20 protein-coding genes are annotated in these 16,746 nt (G+C 69.3%); 12 read left to right on the forward strand and 8 right to left on the reverse strand.

Translation table 11 applies throughout. The features are described 5' to 3' along the window. Window positions 1-29: 29 nt before the first annotated feature. Window positions 30-620 carry a TetR/AcrR family transcriptional regulator gene (locus HPO96_RS31710; RefSeq protein WP_171678062.1) on the forward strand — a complete coding sequence of 197 codons (591 nt, stop codon included), beginning with the start codon at window positions 30-32 and terminating at the stop codon, window positions 618-620. Here the strand turns inward: HPO96_RS31710 and HPO96_RS31715 are convergent. Continuing rightward, window positions 535-1,104 (reverse strand): GNAT family N-acetyltransferase, encoded by a 570-nt coding sequence (locus tag HPO96_RS31715; protein ID WP_337796889.1) that lies wholly within the window; start codon window positions 1,102-1,104, stop codon window positions 535-537. The two genes, HPO96_RS31710 and HPO96_RS31715, sit on opposite strands and share 86 nt — an antisense overlap. Window positions 1,105-1,160: 56 nt before the next feature. Between HPO96_RS31715 and HPO96_RS31720 the strand changes: the two genes are divergently transcribed. Then, window positions 1,161-1,643, forward strand: coding sequence for a winged helix-turn-helix transcriptional regulator (locus tag HPO96_RS31720; protein WP_171678063.1), 483 nt, complete (start codon window positions 1,161-1,163; stop codon window positions 1,641-1,643). Here the strand turns inward: HPO96_RS31720 and HPO96_RS31725 are convergent. Next, a complete protein-coding gene (locus HPO96_RS31725) occupies window positions 1,640-2,467 on the reverse strand; it encodes a helix-turn-helix domain-containing protein (protein WP_171678154.1) in 828 nt (275 codons plus the stop codon). The two genes, HPO96_RS31720 and HPO96_RS31725, sit on opposite strands and share 4 nt — an antisense overlap. A 196-nt stretch (window positions 2,468-2,663) precedes the next feature. On the opposite strand from HPO96_RS31725, the gene HPO96_RS31730 reads away from it, so the two are divergent. After that, window positions 2,664-3,494, forward strand: a complete 831-nt coding sequence (locus HPO96_RS31730; protein WP_171678064.1) for an SAM-dependent methyltransferase — start codon at window positions 2,664-2,666, stop codon at window positions 3,492-3,494. Between the two features lie 194 nt (window positions 3,495-3,688). Here HPO96_RS31730 and HPO96_RS31735 read toward each other — a convergent pair whose 3' ends face one another. After that, a complete protein-coding gene (locus HPO96_RS31735; RefSeq protein ID WP_171678065.1) occupies window positions 3,689-4,243 on the reverse strand; it encodes a helix-turn-helix domain-containing protein in 555 nt (184 codons plus the stop codon). A gap of 69 nt (window positions 4,244-4,312) precedes the next feature. On the opposite strand from HPO96_RS31735, the gene HPO96_RS31740 reads away from it, so the two are divergent. Genes HPO96_RS31740 through HPO96_RS31750 form a run of 3 tightly spaced genes read left to right on the forward strand, consistent with a single transcriptional unit; the run spans window position 4,313 to window position 5,970 of the window. After that, a complete protein-coding gene (locus HPO96_RS31740) occupies window positions 4,313-4,996 on the forward strand; it encodes an AzlC family ABC transporter permease (protein ID WP_171678066.1) in 684 nt (227 codons plus the stop codon). After that, window positions 4,993-5,316 (forward strand): AzlD domain-containing protein, encoded by a 324-nt coding sequence (locus tag HPO96_RS31745; protein WP_171678067.1) that lies wholly within the window; start codon window positions 4,993-4,995, stop codon window positions 5,314-5,316. Before HPO96_RS31740 ends, HPO96_RS31745 begins: the two co-directional genes overlap by 4 nt. A gap of 18 nt (window positions 5,317-5,334) precedes the next feature. After that, window positions 5,335-5,970, forward strand: coding sequence for a hypothetical protein (locus tag HPO96_RS31750; protein ID WP_171678068.1), 636 nt, complete (start codon window positions 5,335-5,337; stop codon window positions 5,968-5,970). Here the strand turns inward: HPO96_RS31750 and HPO96_RS31755 are convergent, their stop codons facing one another. Beyond that, on the reverse strand, window positions 5,971-6,735 hold the full coding sequence (locus tag HPO96_RS31755; protein ID WP_171678069.1) for a S1 family peptidase: 765 nt from the start codon (window positions 6,733-6,735) through the stop codon (window positions 5,971-5,973). A 213-nt stretch (window positions 6,736-6,948) separates the two neighbouring features. Between HPO96_RS31755 and HPO96_RS31760 the strand changes: the two genes are divergently transcribed. Next, a complete protein-coding gene (locus HPO96_RS31760; protein ID WP_171678070.1) occupies window positions 6,949-7,650 on the forward strand; it encodes a tyrosine-protein phosphatase in 702 nt (233 codons plus the stop codon). Window positions 7,651-7,653: 3 nt separating this feature from the next. Here the strand turns inward: HPO96_RS31760 and HPO96_RS31765 are convergent, their stop codons facing one another. After that, a complete protein-coding gene (locus HPO96_RS31765) occupies window positions 7,654-8,658 on the reverse strand; it encodes a glycosyltransferase family 2 protein (RefSeq protein WP_171678071.1) in 1,005 nt (334 codons plus the stop codon). Between the two features lie 6 nt (window positions 8,659-8,664). Further along, complete coding sequence (locus HPO96_RS31770) at window positions 8,665-10,134, reverse strand: LCP family protein (RefSeq protein WP_171678072.1); 1,470 nt, start codon at window positions 10,132-10,134, stop codon at window positions 8,665-8,667. Window positions 10,135-10,392: 258 nt separating this feature from the next. On the opposite strand from HPO96_RS31770, the gene HPO96_RS31775 reads away from it, so the two are divergent. The 4 genes from HPO96_RS31775 to HPO96_RS31790 all read left to right on the forward strand — a co-directional run bounded on the left by HPO96_RS31775 (window position 10,393) and on the right by HPO96_RS31790 (window position 15,022). Next, entirely contained in the window at window positions 10,393-11,253 is an 861-nt protein-coding gene (locus HPO96_RS31775; protein ID WP_238355692.1) for a S1 family peptidase, read from the forward strand. Between the two features lie 106 nt (window positions 11,254-11,359). After that, on the forward strand, window positions 11,360-13,456 hold the full coding sequence (locus HPO96_RS31780; RefSeq protein WP_171678073.1) for a spermine/spermidine synthase domain-containing protein: 2,097 nt from the start codon (window positions 11,360-11,362) through the stop codon (window positions 13,454-13,456). A gap of 183 nt (window positions 13,457-13,639) precedes the next feature. Continuing rightward, window positions 13,640-14,596 (forward strand): UDP-glucose 4-epimerase GalE, encoded by a 957-nt coding sequence (gene galE / locus HPO96_RS31785; RefSeq protein ID WP_171678074.1) that lies wholly within the window; start codon window positions 13,640-13,642, stop codon window positions 14,594-14,596. Window positions 14,597-14,698: 102 nt separating this feature from the next. Further along, entirely contained in the window at window positions 14,699-15,022 is a 324-nt protein-coding gene (locus tag HPO96_RS31790) for a hypothetical protein (protein WP_171678075.1), read from the forward strand. Here the strand turns inward: HPO96_RS31790 and HPO96_RS31795 are convergent. Further along, entirely contained in the window at window positions 15,019-15,792 is a 774-nt protein-coding gene (locus tag HPO96_RS31795) for an SDR family NAD(P)-dependent oxidoreductase (RefSeq protein WP_171678076.1), read from the reverse strand. The genes HPO96_RS31790 and HPO96_RS31795 overlap by 4 nt on opposite strands. Window positions 15,793-15,795: 3 nt before the next feature. Further along, window positions 15,796-16,476 (reverse strand): TIGR03089 family protein, encoded by a 681-nt coding sequence (locus tag HPO96_RS31800; protein WP_171678077.1) that lies wholly within the window; start codon window positions 16,474-16,476, stop codon window positions 15,796-15,798. A gap of 43 nt (window positions 16,477-16,519) precedes the next feature. Here HPO96_RS31800 and tatA point away from each other — a divergent pair, with 43 nt between their 5' ends. Then, on the forward strand, window positions 16,520-16,711 hold the full coding sequence (gene tatA / locus HPO96_RS31805) for a twin-arginine translocase TatA/TatE family subunit (RefSeq protein ID WP_171678078.1): 192 nt from the start codon (window positions 16,520-16,522) through the stop codon (window positions 16,709-16,711). Window positions 16,712-16,746 lie beyond the last annotated feature (35 nt).

The following is a 16,746-nucleotide window of genomic DNA, read 5'->3' on the forward strand; positions in this document are numbered from 1 at the left end:
TCCTTTAACCATACGGTAAGTTGAGGGTCATGCGCGAACGGACCTTCACCGAGCAGGCCCGGCGGGCCCAGCTGATCGACGTCACGATCGACCAAGTCGCCGAGCACGGCTACCCGGCCACCTCGCTGGCGCGGATCGCCGCCGCCGCGGGGATCACCAAGGCCGCGGTCATCTACCACTTCGCCTCGAAGAACGCGCTGGTCGAGGCGGCACACGCGCAAGTTCTGTCCGCGCTGGTGGCCACCGTCGGCGCGGCGGTCGACGCGGCCGGGCCCGCCGGCGCGCCCGCGGCATACGTCCGCTCGATGATCGGTCACCTACGCGCGAACCCGCGGCACACCCGGATGATCATCGAGGCGATGACGAACGTCGTCCCCCCGGAGCAGCTCGTCGAGCAGCGCGCCGCCCGCTGGTCCCCGCTCGCCGAACTCCTCCGCGCTGCTCGCGCAGCCCACGGCCTGGCCGACGACGTCGACCTCCGCACGGCGGCTCTCATCATCGGCGGCGGTATCGACGCCATCGTCCAGGAGTCGCTCAGCGACCCGTCGTACGACACAACTCCCGCGGCCGAACTTCTGATCGAGGCCCTGCAGCTGGCCTGGCTGGCACCACAAAACTGAGCAAGCTGCCATCCCGCTCACCCACCGCCCCCGGCCACCGCCGCCGCACCATCCCCAAACTCCGCTCATTCGAAGCGCCGACCACCAACAAGAAATGCGTAGCCCCCGCCTCCACCGCATCCGCCGCGGCAACAGTCAGCATCCGCACTCCCAACCCCTTCCCCTGCTCCCCGTCAGCCACCACCACGGCCAGCTCGGCAATCTTTTCCGGACTGCTGGCGCCGGGGACGGAGGTGGGGGTGGCCCAGGCCCACATGGCGTGGGCCAGGGGGTGGTCGGCGCGGGTGGCGAGCCAGGCGGCGCCGGTGGGGTGGAGGAGATGGCGGAGGAGGGCTGGGCGGGGTGGGGTGGGGATCGGGGCTTGGAAGCGGTGGTAGCGGCTCAGATCGGAGAGGGCGGTGAGGAGGGCGCCGAGGGTTTCCAGGTCGGACTCGGCGGCCGGGCGAATGGTGAGGGCAGGGGTGGTGACCTGGGTCTGGTTCACGGATTCAGCTTGGCTGGGGATTGCTGAGTCTGTCAAGGAGACTTATCGTGATGGGTATGGCGGAACCGGAGGCGATGAACTGGTCGACCGAGAACTGCACGATCTCCCGGACGATGGAGATCCTCGGCGACAAGTGGACGTTCCACGTGTTGCGGGAGTTGTTCGTCGGCGTCCGCCGGTTCGAGGACATCCGGGCTCGCGCGCTGATCCCGCGCCAGGTGCTGACGGATCGGCTGGCCGGGTTGATCGAGCGCGGTGTGATCCGCCGGCATCCGTATCGGGTGCCGGGGCAGCGGGAGCGGTCGGAGTACCGGCTCACCGAGGCGGGGCTGGCGCTGTACCCGGTGCTGGTCGCGTTGATGCAGTGGGGCGATCAGTACGTCGCTGTCGACGGCGGCCCGCCGATCGAGGCGCGGCACCGCGAGTGCGGCGGGCAGGTGCAGGTGGTGCTGCAGTGCGAGGCCGGGCATGCGCCGATCCCACGCGAGGTGGCCATCCGCCCCGGGCCCGGCGCCGTCCGCCGGGAGCTGGCGAGCTAAAGCTTGTCGATCGCCGCGCGGATCAGGCGCTCGGTGTCGCGCGGCTGGGCGGCGGCGATGGACAGCGCGTCCATCGTGACGACGTATGTGTCGAGGTCGTCGCGTTTGTCCAGGTAGACGGCGCTGGTCAGGTGCTCGATGTAGACGATGTCGGGCAGGTCGGCGTCGGTGAACCGCAGCAGCGTGAACGCGCCGCCGGTCGCGGTGTAACCGCCGGTGCTGAACGGGATGATCTGCAGCGTCACGTTGTGCCGCCGGGACGCCTCGATCAGGTACTCGAGCTGGTTGCGCAGGATCGTCTTGCTGCCGATCGGGCGGTGCAGCACGGCCTCGTCGATGACGACCCACAACCGCGCCGGCCGCTGCCGCGTCAGCACGTCCTGGCGGCGCATCCGCAAGGTGATCAGCCGATCCTGCTCGGCGCGCGGGAGCGGCTCGTCCAGCCGGCCGAGCTCGACCACGGCGCGGGCGTAGTCCGGCGTCTGGAGCAGGCCGGGGACGAACTGGAGCTCGAAGGTACGGATCAGGTCCGCGGCCATCTCGAGGCCGAGGTAGGAGTGGAACCAGTTCGGTGTCAGGTCGTCGTAGCGCTGCCACCAGCCGGGGTTGTTCGCCTCGCGGGCCAGCGTCAGCAGCCGGTCGCGCTCGACGTCGTCCTCGAGCTTGTAGAGCGTGAGCAGGTCGTCGACGTCGCGAACCTTGAAGCCGACCCGGCCGAGCTCGAGGCGGCTGATCTTGGACTCCGAGCCGCGGATCGCCCAGCCGGCGTCCGTCCGGCTGATCCCGGCGTCCTCACGCAGGCGGCGCAGGTGGGCGCCCAGCATGATGCGCAGGGCGGTCGGCCCGCCGTACGCCGGTTCCGTCACGCCTCGTTCCTCCCCATCCGCTCGGTGCGCAGCGATCATTTCACAACCGAATGTAACCGCGTCTACCCCGGACCCGCGTGCACGACGTGTTCAGCGGGCCTTACTGTCAGTAGAGTCTCCTCACAGACTTCCCGACATCCACGAGGTTCAGCGCATGCCAGATACCAGCAAGGCTCCCAGTTCGGTTCCGGTCGGGGTGGACACCACCAGGGCCAGTATCGCCCGGGTGTACGACGCCTTCTTGGGCGGCAAGGACAACTTCGAGGTCGACCGCGAGGTGCTCCGCGGTGTCCAGGCGGCTGCGCCGCAGGCCCAGGATCTGGCCTGGTCGAACCGGAACTTCCTGATCCGCTCCTGCCGGTTCCTCGCGGGCCAGGCGGGGATCACGCAGTACCTCGACTGCGGATCGGGTCTGCCGACGGCCGAGAACACCCACCAGGTCGTGCAGCGGATCCAGCCCGATGCCAAGGTGCTCTACATCGACAACGACCCGGTGGTGCTCGCGCACGGCCGCGCGCTGCTCGAGGAGAACGAGAACACGCTCTTCCTCGCGGCCGACATCTTCGAGCCCGAAGCGGTCCTGAAGGTGGTCAAGGAGCAGGACTTCCTCGACTTCACCCAGCCGATCGCCGTGATGCAGGCCGGCACGCTGCACCACTACATCGGTTCCGAGGGCGCGCAGATCATGCAGCAGTACGTCGACGCGGTGGTGCCCGGGTCGTACACGGTGATCTCGCACTTCTTCGACCCCGAGACGCCGGAGCACACGGCGGTCGCCCAGAAGATGGAGGACAAGTTCATCCACAGCCCGATGGGCAGTGGCCGGTTCCGCACCCGCGCGGAGCTGATGGAGTTCTTCCCCGGCCAGGAGCTCGTCGCCCCCGGCCTCGTCCTCTGCGACGACTGGTGGCCGGACGGCCCCCGCGTCAAACCCCTCAACCAGGTCGAAGAATGCATCGTCGGCGCCGTCGGCCGTAAACTCTAGAACCCCTCGTACGCCGAAGCGCCCGGAACCACCCTGGTTCCGGGCGCTCGTCGTCCCCACTCCGGTTCCCCAACGCGGCGCCGCCCCTCCGCCCGGCTCAAGCAGCCACGGCGCCGAGCTGTACTCGCCGCAGGCCTGTCCCCCGGGGGTTGGGTGCGCCTGCCGCGGGCGGAGTTGTTGCTGGGGGCAACGGTTTAGGGGTGTTCGGAGATGAGGGTGGCCAGGGTGTTGGGGGCGAGGGCCTGGAAGAGGTGGGGGTGGTCGCCGGGGTAGGCGAGGTAGTCGCCGGGGTGGAGTTCGACGGGGTTGTCGGCGGGGCCTACGAGGGCTCTGCCGGTGCCCAGGAGGACGTGTTCGACGACCCCGGGCATGTGGGGGTCGGAGCGGCGGCCGGGGCCGGGGTTGACGGCGATGCGGTAGATGTCGCGGCGGGCGTAGGGCGGGGAGGAGGCGACCAGGGTGGCGCTGTACTCGGTGTTCTCGGAGTAGAGGACGGGGCCTTCGCCGGCCCGGATGAGCTGGACCTGGGGGCGGGGCGGGTCGAGGAGCGCGGCGAACGGGGTGTCGAGGGCGACGGCGAGGGCCCAGAGGGTCTCGACGCTCGGGTTACCGGTCCCGGATTCGAGCTGGGAGAGCGTCGACTTCGCGACCCCCGCGCGTTTGGCCGCCTCGCTGAGCGAGAGACCGGCGCGGGCGCGGTGCCGGCGGAGCGAGGCGGCGATCACGTCGAGTGGGGCCTTGGTGTCCATCGGTGTTCGCTCCATCGGTCTAGGTGTTCGGCTTGACGAACGAAAGCTGACGTGTTCATCATAATGGCCATGCGTTCGATCTGGCGAACACTCGACCGGCGGCTCGCCCGGGATATCGCGCTGGTCTGTCTCGCGGACGGCGTGGTCGCGGTCTCGTACGGCGCGATCAGCGTCGGCGGCGGGCTGGCCTGGTGGGTGCCGGTGCTGTTGTCGGTCGTGGTCTTCGCCGGCGCCTCGCAGTTCCTGTTCGTCGGGATCGTCGCGGCCGGCGGCAGCCCGATCGCCGCAACGGTTGCCGGCCTGCTCGTGAACACCCGGCACGTCGCCTTCGGCCTGGCGGTCAGCGACGCCGTCGGCACCGGCTGGCGGCGCTGGCTGGGCAGTCACGTGATGACCGACGAGAACGTCGCGTTCGCGATCGGCCAGGACGATCCGCGCCGGCGGCGCGCGGCGTACTGGGCCTGCGGGGTCGGCATCTTCGTCTGCTGGAATCTCGGCGTCCTGATCGGCGCCGCGGCCGGCTCGGTGATCACCGACACCGACGCCTTCGGCCTCGACGCCGCCTTCCCCGCCGTCCTGCTCGCCCTCGTTCTGCCCGCGCTCCGCGACCGCTCCACCCGGACGGCGGTGCTCGTCGGAGTGGTGATCGCGCTCGCGACGACGCCGTTCCTGCCGGCCGGCGTCCCGGTGCTGTGCGCCCTGCTGGGGCTGGCGTTCTACCGCAGTCCGAAACTCGTGGAGGCGACCCGATGACCAACGTCCCGCTGCTGCTGGTCGCGATCGGAATCCTTGCCGTCGGCACCTTTACGCTGCGGATCGCGGGCCCGGCGATCAGCAGCCGGTTCGAGCTGTCGGAGCGCGTTCAGGGCGTGCTCGCCGCGGCGGCCGTCGTTCTGCTGAGCGCGGTGGTCGCGACGGCCGCGCTGACCGAGGGGCACGGCCCGGTCGGGGTCGCCCGACCGGCCGGCGTACTGGTCGGCGGCGTCCTCGCGTGGCGCAAGGCGCCGTTCATCGTGGTGGTGGTCGCGGCCGCCGCAACAGCTGCTGGACTGCGTCTACTCGGGGTTGAGTAATCCGGCTACGGTGGCGCCATGAGCAGCTACTCCGCCCCTGCTGCGCCGCGCCGAACACTGGTCTGGATCGGTATCGCCTGCTGGCTGGTCGGCCTGGCGCTCACGGCGTTCTTCGTCGTGCGGATCGTCGCGTCCGCTCCTGCCACGCCACAGCCCGCCGAAGGCACTGTGACGCTGACGGAGAAGGGCCTGACGATCTGGTCCTCGATCCCGGTGGAAGGCGAGCCGTGCGGTGTCCAGGACGCCCAGGGCAACGACGTCCCGCTGGTCGACCCGCGCGGCACCGAGCAGATCACCGTCAACGGCGACAGCTGGTACGTCGTCGCCCGGTCGGCCGAGCCGGTCCCCGCGGGTGACTACGCCGTCGAGTGCACGGACGAGGTGGACGGCGCGGAGTACGGCGTCGGCCCGCGGACCACGGTGACGTCGTTCGTGCTGTCGATCTTTGGGGCGATCGGATCGTTCCTGGTCTTCGGGGCGATCGGCGCGATCCTGTTCACGATCGGCATGGTCAGGAGTCGCCGGGCGCCGGTCGGTCGCGTCCCGGGGTACACGCCGCCGCCGGGCAGTCCGGCGCCGCCGGTCAACCAGAGCTTCCCGGCGCCCCCGCCGTACGTCCCCGGCCCGAACCCGGACCGTCCGCAGGATCGCTGATCACAACGGCAGGGTGAGCGCCGCCAGCCGCGTGTAGACGCCGGGGAAGCCGGCCCGCGCACACCCGCGCGCCCAGGACGTCAGCCCGGCCAGCTTGCCCGCCAGGACGAGCGGCCCACCGCTGTCGTACTGACAGGTGTCAGCCTGCGGCGTTCCCGCGCACACCATCGTGCTCGCGTCGAACGAACTCCCGTACGCCGATGCGCACGTCGAGTCGGCCGCGATCGGCAGGGACGCCGTCCGCAACCGCGTGTTCGACGTGTTGCCCTCCGCCGTACCGCCCCACCCGAACACCTGCGCCGAGTCACCCGCCGGGTACGCCGAACCCGGCTCGATCACCGGCAACGTCGTACGGTTCACCGACTTGCTCAACGTCAGCACCGCGACGTCGTTGTGCTCGACGTCGTCGTCGCCGAACTTCGTCTCGCGGAACCCGGGATGCACCCAGATGCTCTTCACCGAGACGCTCTCCCCGTCCTTCCCCTTCAGATCGGCTCGCCCGAAGATCCCCCGCACCAACCAAGGCGTCAACCGCAGCGCACTGACACAATGCGCCGCCGTCACCACCTTGTCCCCCTTCACCAGCGTCCCACCACAGAACTGCCCCGAAGGCCGCAACAACATCCCCGGACTGGTCACCGCCACCATCCAAGACGGCGGCGCAACCACCTCACCCCCCACCACCGCCCGCGCCCCCGGCGCCCCCACCCCAGCCCCCACAACCACCATCACCAACGCCAGCAGCACCCGCCCAGTCCGTCCCATGTCCGCACAATAACCACCCACCCGGTCACCACCTGCCGCATACGCGGGCTCCGCCCGCCGCCTGTTGAAGGCGGGGGGATGCCGGCTGATCCCCGGGGGTTGCTGGTGGGCTCGTCCGGGGCTCGGCTCTCCTTTGTCTTCCGGCCGGAGGGCGGGCGCCGGGTGGCTGCTTGGCTTCTCCCCGGTTCACCGGGGTTCTGTTTGGATGGGGGGATGGATTTGGTGTGGCCGGGGTGCCGGAATGTGCGGGATGTGGGTGGGTTGCCGACGGGGGATGGGGGGCGGGTTCGGTCGGGGGTGTTGATTCGGTCGGAGAGTTTGCAGTACTTGACGGCGGAGGGGGTGGCGGCGGTCGAGGGTGCGGGAGTTGGGCGGATTCTGGATCTGCGGAGTGATGGCGAGGTCGAGGTGGGGCCGACGCCGTTCACGGGGAGTGCGCTGGCGGTGCGGCAGCGGGTGGCGGATCCGGCAGATCCGCAGCACGGGCAGCCGACGATCGTCGCCGCGTGCACGTGGATGCTGGATCGGCGTCCGGAGTTGTTCGCGGCGGCGGTGAAGGCGATCGCGGATGAACAGGACGGCGCGGTGGTCGTGCACTGCCACGGCGGGAAGGACCGGACCGGGATGGTGGTCGCGCTGGCCCTGCGGGTGGCCGGGGTGCCGGACGACGCGATCGTCGCCGACTACTTCTTGACGCAGAGCCGGCTGCAGCCGTGGCTGGAGGAGCAGCTGGCCGCGGAGCCCGACACCGCCAAACACCCGGAGATGATCGAGTTCCGCGACACCCGCGCCGAGTCGATCGTCGCGATCCTGCGGCACATCGACGAGGTGTACGGCGGCGCCGAGGCGTACCTCCGGCACGGCGGTCTCACCGACGCCGACCTGAGTCGGCTGCGAGACCGCCTGGTCGAGTGAGCCTCAGACCGTCCGCGGCTGCTCGCGCAGACCGACCAGGAAGCCGAGCCCCCACGACATGTGCATGGTCATCACGATCATCGGCATCCGGGCCAGCGCCTTCCACGGCAGGTAGCGCCCCTCGAAGACCGAGCCGAACAGGATCAGGACGCCGTACCCGACCGGCGCCAGGAAGCCCAGATCGAGCCAGGTGATCCCGGTGATCAGGCCGACGATGCCGAGCAGCGTGCCGAGGGCGATCGCGATCACCGCGAGCGGCGGCGCGAGGTAGCGCTTGTTCGCGGTCTCCGGGTGCCGGCGGACGACCTCGCGCCGCCACTGCCCGGTGTGGAAGAACTGCTTGGCGACCGCCGACAGCGACGAGCGCGGCCGGTACGTCACCGACAGATCCGGGCTGAACCAGATCAGGCCGCCGGTCTTGCGGATCCGGTAGTTCAGCTCCCAGTCCTGCGCGCGGTGCATGGTCTCGTCGAACCCGCCGACCCGCTCCAGCGCCGCCCGCCGGAAAACCCCGAGGTAGACCGTGTCGGCCGGCCCCGCCTTACCGCCCTGGTGGAACGTCGACGCGCCCAGCCCGAGCCGCGAGCGGTACGCGCAGGCGACCGCCATCTCGGTCGGCGTCCGGCCCTCGGCGGCCATCACGCCGCCGACGTTGTCCGCGCCGCTCTCGTCCAGCACCTCGACCGCGCGGGTGATGTACCCGTCGGTGAGCGCGCCGTGGCCGTCGACCCGGACCAGGATGTCGTGCCGCGCGTGCGCGATCCCGACGTTCAGCGCGGCCGGCGTCTTACCGGTCGGGTTGTCCACGATGCTGATCCGCGGGTCGCGATCGGCCAGCTTCCCGGCGATCTCGTGGGTGCGGTCCTTACTCGGCCCGATGGCCAGCACGACTTCGAGCTCGCCGGGGTAGTTCTGGTCGAGAACGCGGCCGACCGCCTCTTCGAGGTGGCGCTCCTCGTTCAGCACGGGCATCACGACGGACACGGGCGGCCAGTGGGACAACGGCATATCAGGTCAGGCCTTACAGATCGAAGCGACGTCGTCGACGTCGTTGGCGGGTTTGGTCGGTGAGCTCGTCGGCTTCTTCGAGGTCGACGTGCTCGGCTTCTTGGTGGCGGTGCTCTTCGGTGCCTCGGACTTCTTACCGTCCCCCTCCTCGGCGGCCTTGTCCAGCGCTTCCGATTTCCGGATCGCGTCGGCCACTTTGGAGCGGATCAGCTCGAAGTCCGGATTGCCGGTGTGGATCAACGGCGGGACCGCGGAGAAGCTTGACACCGGCAGCTTCTTCGCGTCCAGCGCGAGGTCGGTGAAGGTACCGAGCTCACCGGCCGGAATGCTGGTCTTGACCACTTGCTTACTGGCCGCCGCGATGCCCTGGAACTTGGTCAGCACCGTTTGCGGGGACAGCTGGTTCAGCATCGCAGACATCACGCACTTCTGCCGAGTCATCCGCTCGTAGTCCGAGGACTCGGCGCGGGACCGGGCGAACCACAGCGCGTGATAACCGTCCAGGTGCTGGTTCTTCCCGGCCTCGATGTAACCCTTGATCGGCGAGCTGCCGCCGCCGATCGGGACCCGTTTGCCGATGTCCAGGGTGATCCCGCCGACGGCGTTCAGCAGGTCGCGGAAGCCGGCCAGGTCGATCAGCACGTAGTAGTTGATCTTCAGCCCGGTGGTCGCCTCGACGGCCTGTGTGGTCGCGGTCTCACCCGGGTTCGGGTCGCCGGGGAAGAGGTTCTTGTGATTGACGGCGTACGTGTAGACGGCGTTCAGCAGGCACTCGGCCGCGCACTTCTTCCACCGGAAGCCGTCCGGGAACTCCTTGTTCATCGCGGTTCCGGCCGGGAACGGGACCCTGGCCAGGTTCCGCGGCAGGCCGATCAGGACCGTCCGGCCGGTGTCGGCGTCGATACTGGCCACGGTCATACTGTCCGGCCGGGTGCCGATCCGGTCCGAGCCGGAGTCGCCGCCCATCAGCAGGACGTTGTAGCGGCCGTGCTCGGCCTTGGACTTCTGCCCGTTGCCGAAGACGCTGGCGACGAAGTCACGCTGGGTGTTCACGAACGCGCTGGCCCAGATCAGCGCCCCGGCCACGACGAACACCAGGACGGCGTCCAGGATGCTGGCGGTCAGCCGGTGGTTGCGCTCCAGCGTCAGCGGCTGACCGAGCCGGTAGGCGTCGACGAACAGCGCGGCCCAGCCGATCGCCAGCAGGATCAGCAGGATCTGGACGACGCGCAGCGTGCCCGGCCGGGCCAGCAGGTTGATCGTGCCGGACCGCCAGATCAATCCCAGCAGGACCAGGAAGATCACGATCGCCAGCAACCCGGCGATGATCCGCCAGGCGTACCGCCCGGCGCGTTTACTACCCGCGACGATCTGCGCGGACCCGGGCAGCACCAGGGTCATCAACACCAGCGCCAGGGCCCGCTTGAACCGCACCGGCTCGCTGAGGTTGCGCAGGTCTGCTTTCTCCTGCGGCATGAGGTCCTTCCGTTCTCGGCTCGGGCGGGCTGTGCCGACCGTACCGTGTCGCTCCCACCGTCACGAGGTACGACGTGCCGGAGGCCGCGATGGTTCGAGCCGGGGCGGGTCCGGAAACGAAGAGTAGCAGGGCGGCCACCCAGTGCAGGAAAACCCCTGCATACACCCTGTGGTCGCCCGGTTTCACACGGTTGTGATGGTGCAGCGCGCTACCGATCGGTTATCTGTTCTGCACACCGAACAGTGAGGAACCGCCCCATGAAACTGTTTCGTCCCCTTCTGGCTGCCGTCACGGTGGCCACCGTCGGACTGACCGGCCTGAGCACCGCCCAGGCAGCGCCGGCGTCCGTCGCTGCGCCCACCGCCGTCCAGGCGCCGGGCGCCGACTTCACCGGGATCGCCGGGCTGAGCAACTGCTCGGGTTCGCTGGTCCGCTTCGCCGAGTCGCAGCCCTCCGACCCGGCGCTGATTCTCACCAACGGTCACTGCCTCGAGAGCGGGATGCCGGCGCCGAACCGGGTGATCGTGAACCAGGCGTCCAGCCGGACCTTCAGGCTGTACAAGTCCGAGGTGCGACCGACCCGTGCGGGCACCGTCCGTGCGAACCGCGTTCTGTACGCGACGATGACCAAGACCGACGTCGCGCTGTACCGGTTGACCGAGACGTACGCGGCGATCCAGTCGCGGCTGCCGGGGGTCAACCCGCTGACGCTGGCCAAGTCCGCGCCCGCGAACGGCGCCGGGATGGCCGTCATCTCCGGTTACTGGGAGCGGATCTACACCTGCTCGGTCCAGGCCACCATTCCCGAGCTGCGCGAGGACGGCTGGGTGATGAAGAACTCGATCAAGTACCGCCAGCCGGGTTGCGAGACCATCGGCGGCACGTCGGGTTCGCCGATCGTCAGCACCAGCACCGGTGAGGTGATCGGCGTCAACAACACCGGGAACGAGGACGGCGGCCGCTGCACGCTGAACAACCCGTGTGAGGTCGACGCGAACGGCAACATCACGGTCGATCAGGGCGCGGCGTACGGCCAGCAGACCTGGTGGTTCTACACCTGTCTGACGGCGAGCCGGACGATCGATCTCAACAAGGCTGGGTGCCAGCTCGCGAAGTAGCTGTCACTCTCCGGGGTCGGCCGTCATTGCGCGCGGCCGACCCAACGGAGTATGCGCCGCAGGGGCAGTGACGTAGCCCACTGTGATTGAGGTAACGTCGCGCCGCATGGCAGTCGACTCCTCCACCCCTCCGGTGACGACGACCAGTTGGCCCAGCCCCTTCGGGGTCCGGACGCGACTCGTGGCAGCAAGTGCGCTGATGCTGTTCACCGAGCTCGCACTGATCCGCTGGACCGGGTCCAACGTCGTCCATCTCAGCTACTTCTCGAACTTCGTGCTGCTCGGTTCCTTCCTCGGAATCGGCATCGGCATCCTGCGGGCCGGTAAGGCCAAGCGGCTGCCGTACTACTCGCCGCTGATGCTCGGCCTGCTCGTCCTCGTGATCGCGTGGAAACCCGTCACGGTCGATCGCGGCACGTCGTCCGATGTCGTCTACTTCACCAGCCTGAGCACCACCGGCCCGCCCGTCTGGGTGATCCTGCCAATCATCTTCATCGCGGCCGCTGTCGTGCTGGCTGGTCCGGCTGAGCTGGTCGGTCGCTGTTTCACCGAGCTGCCGCGGCTGACGGCGTACCGGTTCGACCTGGTCGGATCGCTGATCGGCATCCTCGGTTTCACGGCGCTGTCGTTCCTGGGCGCGCCGCCGGTCTGGTGGGGGCTGATCGTCACGATCGTCTTCGCCGCGCTGATGATCCCGCGGTCGCGGGGCGCCGGCGTACCGGTGCAGTCGGTGGTTGCGACCGTGGTGACCGGCGCGCTGGTGCTGGTGCCGCTGCTGGCGATGGTCGGGGTGTTGCTGACCGAGTCGACGAAGTCGGAGAACAGCTGGTCGCCGTATTACAAGGTGCAGACCAAGTCCGAGGTGCACCAAGATGTGCCGCTGCTGACGATCACGGTGAACGGCGTACCGCATCAGCAGGCGATCCCGGCCGACTTCCGGCTGCAGTGGGAGCCGCAGTACGGACTGCCGTACGAGCGGGCGAACGCCGGTAAGGCGCCCAAGAACGTGCTGATCATCGGCGCCGGCTCCGGTTCGGATGTCGCGATCGCGCTGAAGAAGGGCGCCGAGCACGTGGACGCGGTCGAGATCGACCCGCGGATCCGCGATATCGGCAAGGCGCTGCACCCGGACAAGCCGTACCAGGACCCGCGGGTCTCGTCGCATATCGACGACGGGCGCGCGTTCCTGTCCCGGTCCGACAAGAAGTACGACCTGATCCTGCTCGCCCTGCCGGACTCGCTGACCCTGGTGAACGGCGCGAGCTCGCTGCGGCTGGAGAGCTACCTGTTCACGCAGCAGGCGTTCGAGTCCGCGCGCGACCACCTGGCCCCGGGCGGCGCGTTCGCGATGTACAACTACTACCGCGAGACCTGGCTGATCGACCGGCTCGCCTCGACCGCCGAGCAGGCCTTCGGCCACAAACCCTGTGTGGACAAGGTCGGCGACGACCTGCAGCAGGCCGTCGTCACCGTCGGCCTGACCGAGACCGACCAGAACTGCGGCGCCGCCTGGGCCGGGACGACGTCCACCACCCCGCCCCCGGCCACCGACAACCGGCCGTTCCTCTACCTGTTCACCGACCGGATCCCGTCGCTCTACCTGATCACGATCGGCCTGATCCTGGTCGCCGGTGTGATCGGCGTCGGGATCGGCGGCGGCGGCTCGTCGTACAAGCGGATGCGCCCGTACGCCGACCTGTTCCTGCTCGGCGCCGGGTTCATGTTGCTGGAGACCAAGAGCATCACCGGCTTCGCCCTGCTCTTCGGGACGACGTGGGTGGTGAACGCGATCGTCTTCGCCGGCGTCCTGGTCGCGGTGCTGGCGGCCGTCGAAGTCACCAGACGCTTCAGAACCCCACCCACCAAGGTGATGTACGCGATCCTGTTCGGCGGTCTGCTGTTGTCCTGGATCTTCCCGGACGACTGGCTGCTCTCGATGCCCGTCGGCCTCCGCGCCGTCGTCGCCGTCCTGATCGCCTTCACCCCGATCTTCGCCGCCAACGTCATCTTCGCCAAACGCTTCACCGACACCGCCGACGGCACCGCCTCCTTCGGCGCCAACCTCCTCGGCGCCATGCTCGGCGGCTGCCTCGAATACGGCGCCCTGATGATCGGCTTCGACGGCCTCCTCATCATCGCCGCCCTCCTCTACGTCGGCGCCTTCCTCCTCACCCCCAAATCCCGAGCCGGAGTCTCCACCTAGCCTCCCCTTCGCCTTCCCTTCGCCTTTGCTGGGTCGGCTCGTCCGAGAGTGGGAGGGCCAACTGCACGCGGTTGGCCCTCCCACGGTTTGGTGGGTCGGCCCAGCAAACGGTGGGGGAAGGGGCTGGTACGGGTTCGGCCCGTTCCGGGGGGTTTGGTGTGGGTGGGGTGCGAGGATTCGGGTATGACATGGCTTGTTAGCGGTGGGGCTGGGTATATCGGGGCGCATGTGGTGCGGGCGTTTCTTGCTGACGGCATCGATGTGGTGGTGGTCGATGATCTGTCGAGTGGGAAGGCGGAGTTCGTGCCGGACGGGGTGCCGTTCGTGCAGGCGAACCTGCTGGATGGGGACGCGGTGCGGGGGGCGCTGGCGGGGGTGAGCGGGGTGGTGCACCTGGCGGGATACAAGTACGCCGGGGTGTCGGTGGAGCGGCCGTTGCACACGTACACGCAGAACGTGAGCGCGATGGTGTCGTTGCTCGAGGCGATGGACGCCGTCGGAGTGCGGAATCTGGTGTTCTCGTCGAGTGCTGGGGTTTACGGCACGCCCACGGACGAGGTGGTGACGGAGGAGACCGCGCCGGCGCCGGAGTCGCCGTACGGGGAGACGAAGCTGATCGGGGAGTGGCTGCTGCGTGATCAGGCGGCCGCGACCGAGTTGCACCACACGTCGTTGCGGTACTTCAACGTGGTCGGCTCGGGTGATCCCGAGGTGTACGACGCGAGCCCGTACAACCTGTTCCCGATCGTCTGCAACCTGCTCAGCCAGGGAAAGACGCCGCAGATCTACGGCACCGACCACCCGACCCCGGACGGGACGTCGGTCAAGGACTACGTCCACGTCGCCGATCTCGCCCGGGCGCATGTCGCGGCGGCGCGCGCCCTCGACGGCGGCACGAAACTCGCGCCGGTCTACAACCTCGGCAGCGGCACCGGCACGTCCGTCCGCCAGATCATGGACGCCGCCCGCCGCGTCACCGGGATCGATTTCACCCCCGGCGAGACCCCGCGCCGCCCCGGCGACCCCTCCCGCGTCGTCGCGAACGGCGACCTCGCCACCCGCGACCTGGGCTGGCAGAACACCCACACCGTCGACGAGATGTTCGCGTCCGCCTGGGCCGCCTGGCCCGCGAACCGCTAGAACTGCACAATTGACGCGCCGGCCGCGCCTTCCCGCTCAGCAGGCAAGGCACCGGGCAATTGTGCAGCGCCGGCGGTCCGCATCCCCGCTACAGTCCCGACTATGAGCTACCTCAACCAGCCGCCCGCGGGGTGTGGGTGTGGGCGCGAGGTGCGGCAGCCGTGGCGGAGCCGCGACAGCGCGTACAGCCCGGCGTCGTTCATCGGCGGGCTGATCTGGCTCGCGCTCGGCGTCGGCTCGCTGATCGGCGGCTGGACGATCTTCGGCCTGGCCGTGCTCGGTGTGCTCGCCGCGCTGGTGCTCGGGGCGCTGATCGTGCAGGGACGGCGTGGGCATCGCGGCGGCTGCCTGGTCGGGCGTGCGTTCTGGTTCGGGATCGCCGTCCCAGGTCTGCCGCTGCGCGTCGCCTACTGGTTCAACTTCTAGTACTCCTTGCGAAACGGCCCCGACGGCGTCAGGTCGAGCAGACCCGGGCCGGTCAGGACGCCGCCCTCGACCGGCAGCGTGTGCCCGGTGATCCACGAGGCGTCGTCCGAGGCCAGGAACGCGACCGCCGCGGCGACGTCCTCGGGCTCGCCGACGCGACCGAGCGGATACATCTTCTTGAACTTCTCCAGCGTGTCCAGCTGGTTGTCCCAGTTCGGCGTCCGGATGGTGCCGGGGGCAACGACATTGAAGCGGACGCCGAGGCCGCCGTACCGGGCCGCATAGTTCGTCGTCATCGCGAGCTGGCCGGCCTTGGCGGCGGCGTACTCGATATTGCCGAACGCGCCGATCGCGTTCACCGAGCTGATCGTGACGACGTTGCCGCGGGCCTGCACGAGGTGCGGCAGCGCGGCCTGGATGCAGCGCGCGGCGCCGACCAGCGTGAGATCCAGCTGGCGGTGCCACTCCTCGTCGGTGGTGTCCTCGGGGACCGAGGTGACGATGCACCCACCCGCGTTGTTCACCAGGACGTCGAGCCGGCCGAACCGCTCGATCGTCGCCGCGACCGCCGCGTCGACATCCGCCCGCTGCGTGACATCCACCCGTAACCCGAGCCCGTCGAGCTCGGCCGCGAGCTCGTTGACCTTGTCCTCCTGCAGATCGGTCACCACGACCTTCCCGCCCTCGGCCGCGATCCGCCGCGCCACCGCGGCGCCGATCCCTTGCGCGCCGGCCGTGACCAGCGCTACCCGCCCCTCGAACCGCTGCAATGCTCAGTCCTCCAAGACTCGGTCGATCTTCTCGTCCGCCACCCGGCGGTCGAGTTTCGCGGGATCCAGATTGCGGCACAGCACGATCGAGCCGCCATCGGTGATCGCCCCGATCAGCACCTGAAGCCCCGCCGGCGTGGTCAGGTCGCGGGTGGTCAGCACGCGATCCGCGAACGGCGTCGCGGTCGCGATCAGCTCGGCGTGCGTCAGCTCGTCGTACGCCGGGGAGTCGGCGGTCGGCGGGTCGAACGGGACGAACACGTCGGCGTGGTTGTAGACCTCGGCGCCGTAGTCGTGGACGCCGTCCGGCAGCGGCTCGCGGAAGCGGCCGCCCAGCGGCAGCAGCGCGGACGCGATTGTCTCCCGCTCGCCGCGGACGGCGAAGTCCGGGCCGGTGATCGCGAGCGTGCCCTGGCCGGACGTCAGCGACGCGCCCGCCGACCAGGTCGCGAGCGCCCAGACGACCCCGAGCCAGTGCGGCGGCAGGCCGATCGCCACCGTCTCTCCGGCCTCCAGGTCGTACTCGTCGACGAGCAGGTTGGCCGTCTTGGCCACCCAGTTCGCCGTGGTCAGCGCGCTCAGCTCGATCCGCTCACCGCTGACGTCGTCGTAGTACGTCAGCAGCGGGCTCGCGCCGTCGCGCCGGACCGCGGCCGCGAACAGCTCAGGCAGAAGTCGTGACATATGGCCCAGCCTACGGTTCCCGAACCGGCCTACCGTGGTCGGTATGGCGACACTCCTGGCACTGCCGGAGGGCGGCGAATGGCTGGTCATCCTGGCCGTCGTCGTACTCCTCTTCGGCGCGAAGAAACTCCCTGAGCTGACCCGCAACGCCGCGCTGGCGATGAAAGAGTTCAAGAAGGTCCAGAACGAGCCCGACGAGCCCGTTTCGACGCCGATCGAACAGCCCCGGAGCTGACCCCGGAAACGCCTTACCCTGCTGCTGACCGGCGC

Origin of the sequence: Kribbella sandramycini (genome assembly GCF_013131805.1) — a bacterium.
Lineage (GTDB): Bacteria > Actinomycetota > Actinomycetes > Propionibacteriales > Kribbellaceae > Kribbella > Kribbella sandramycini.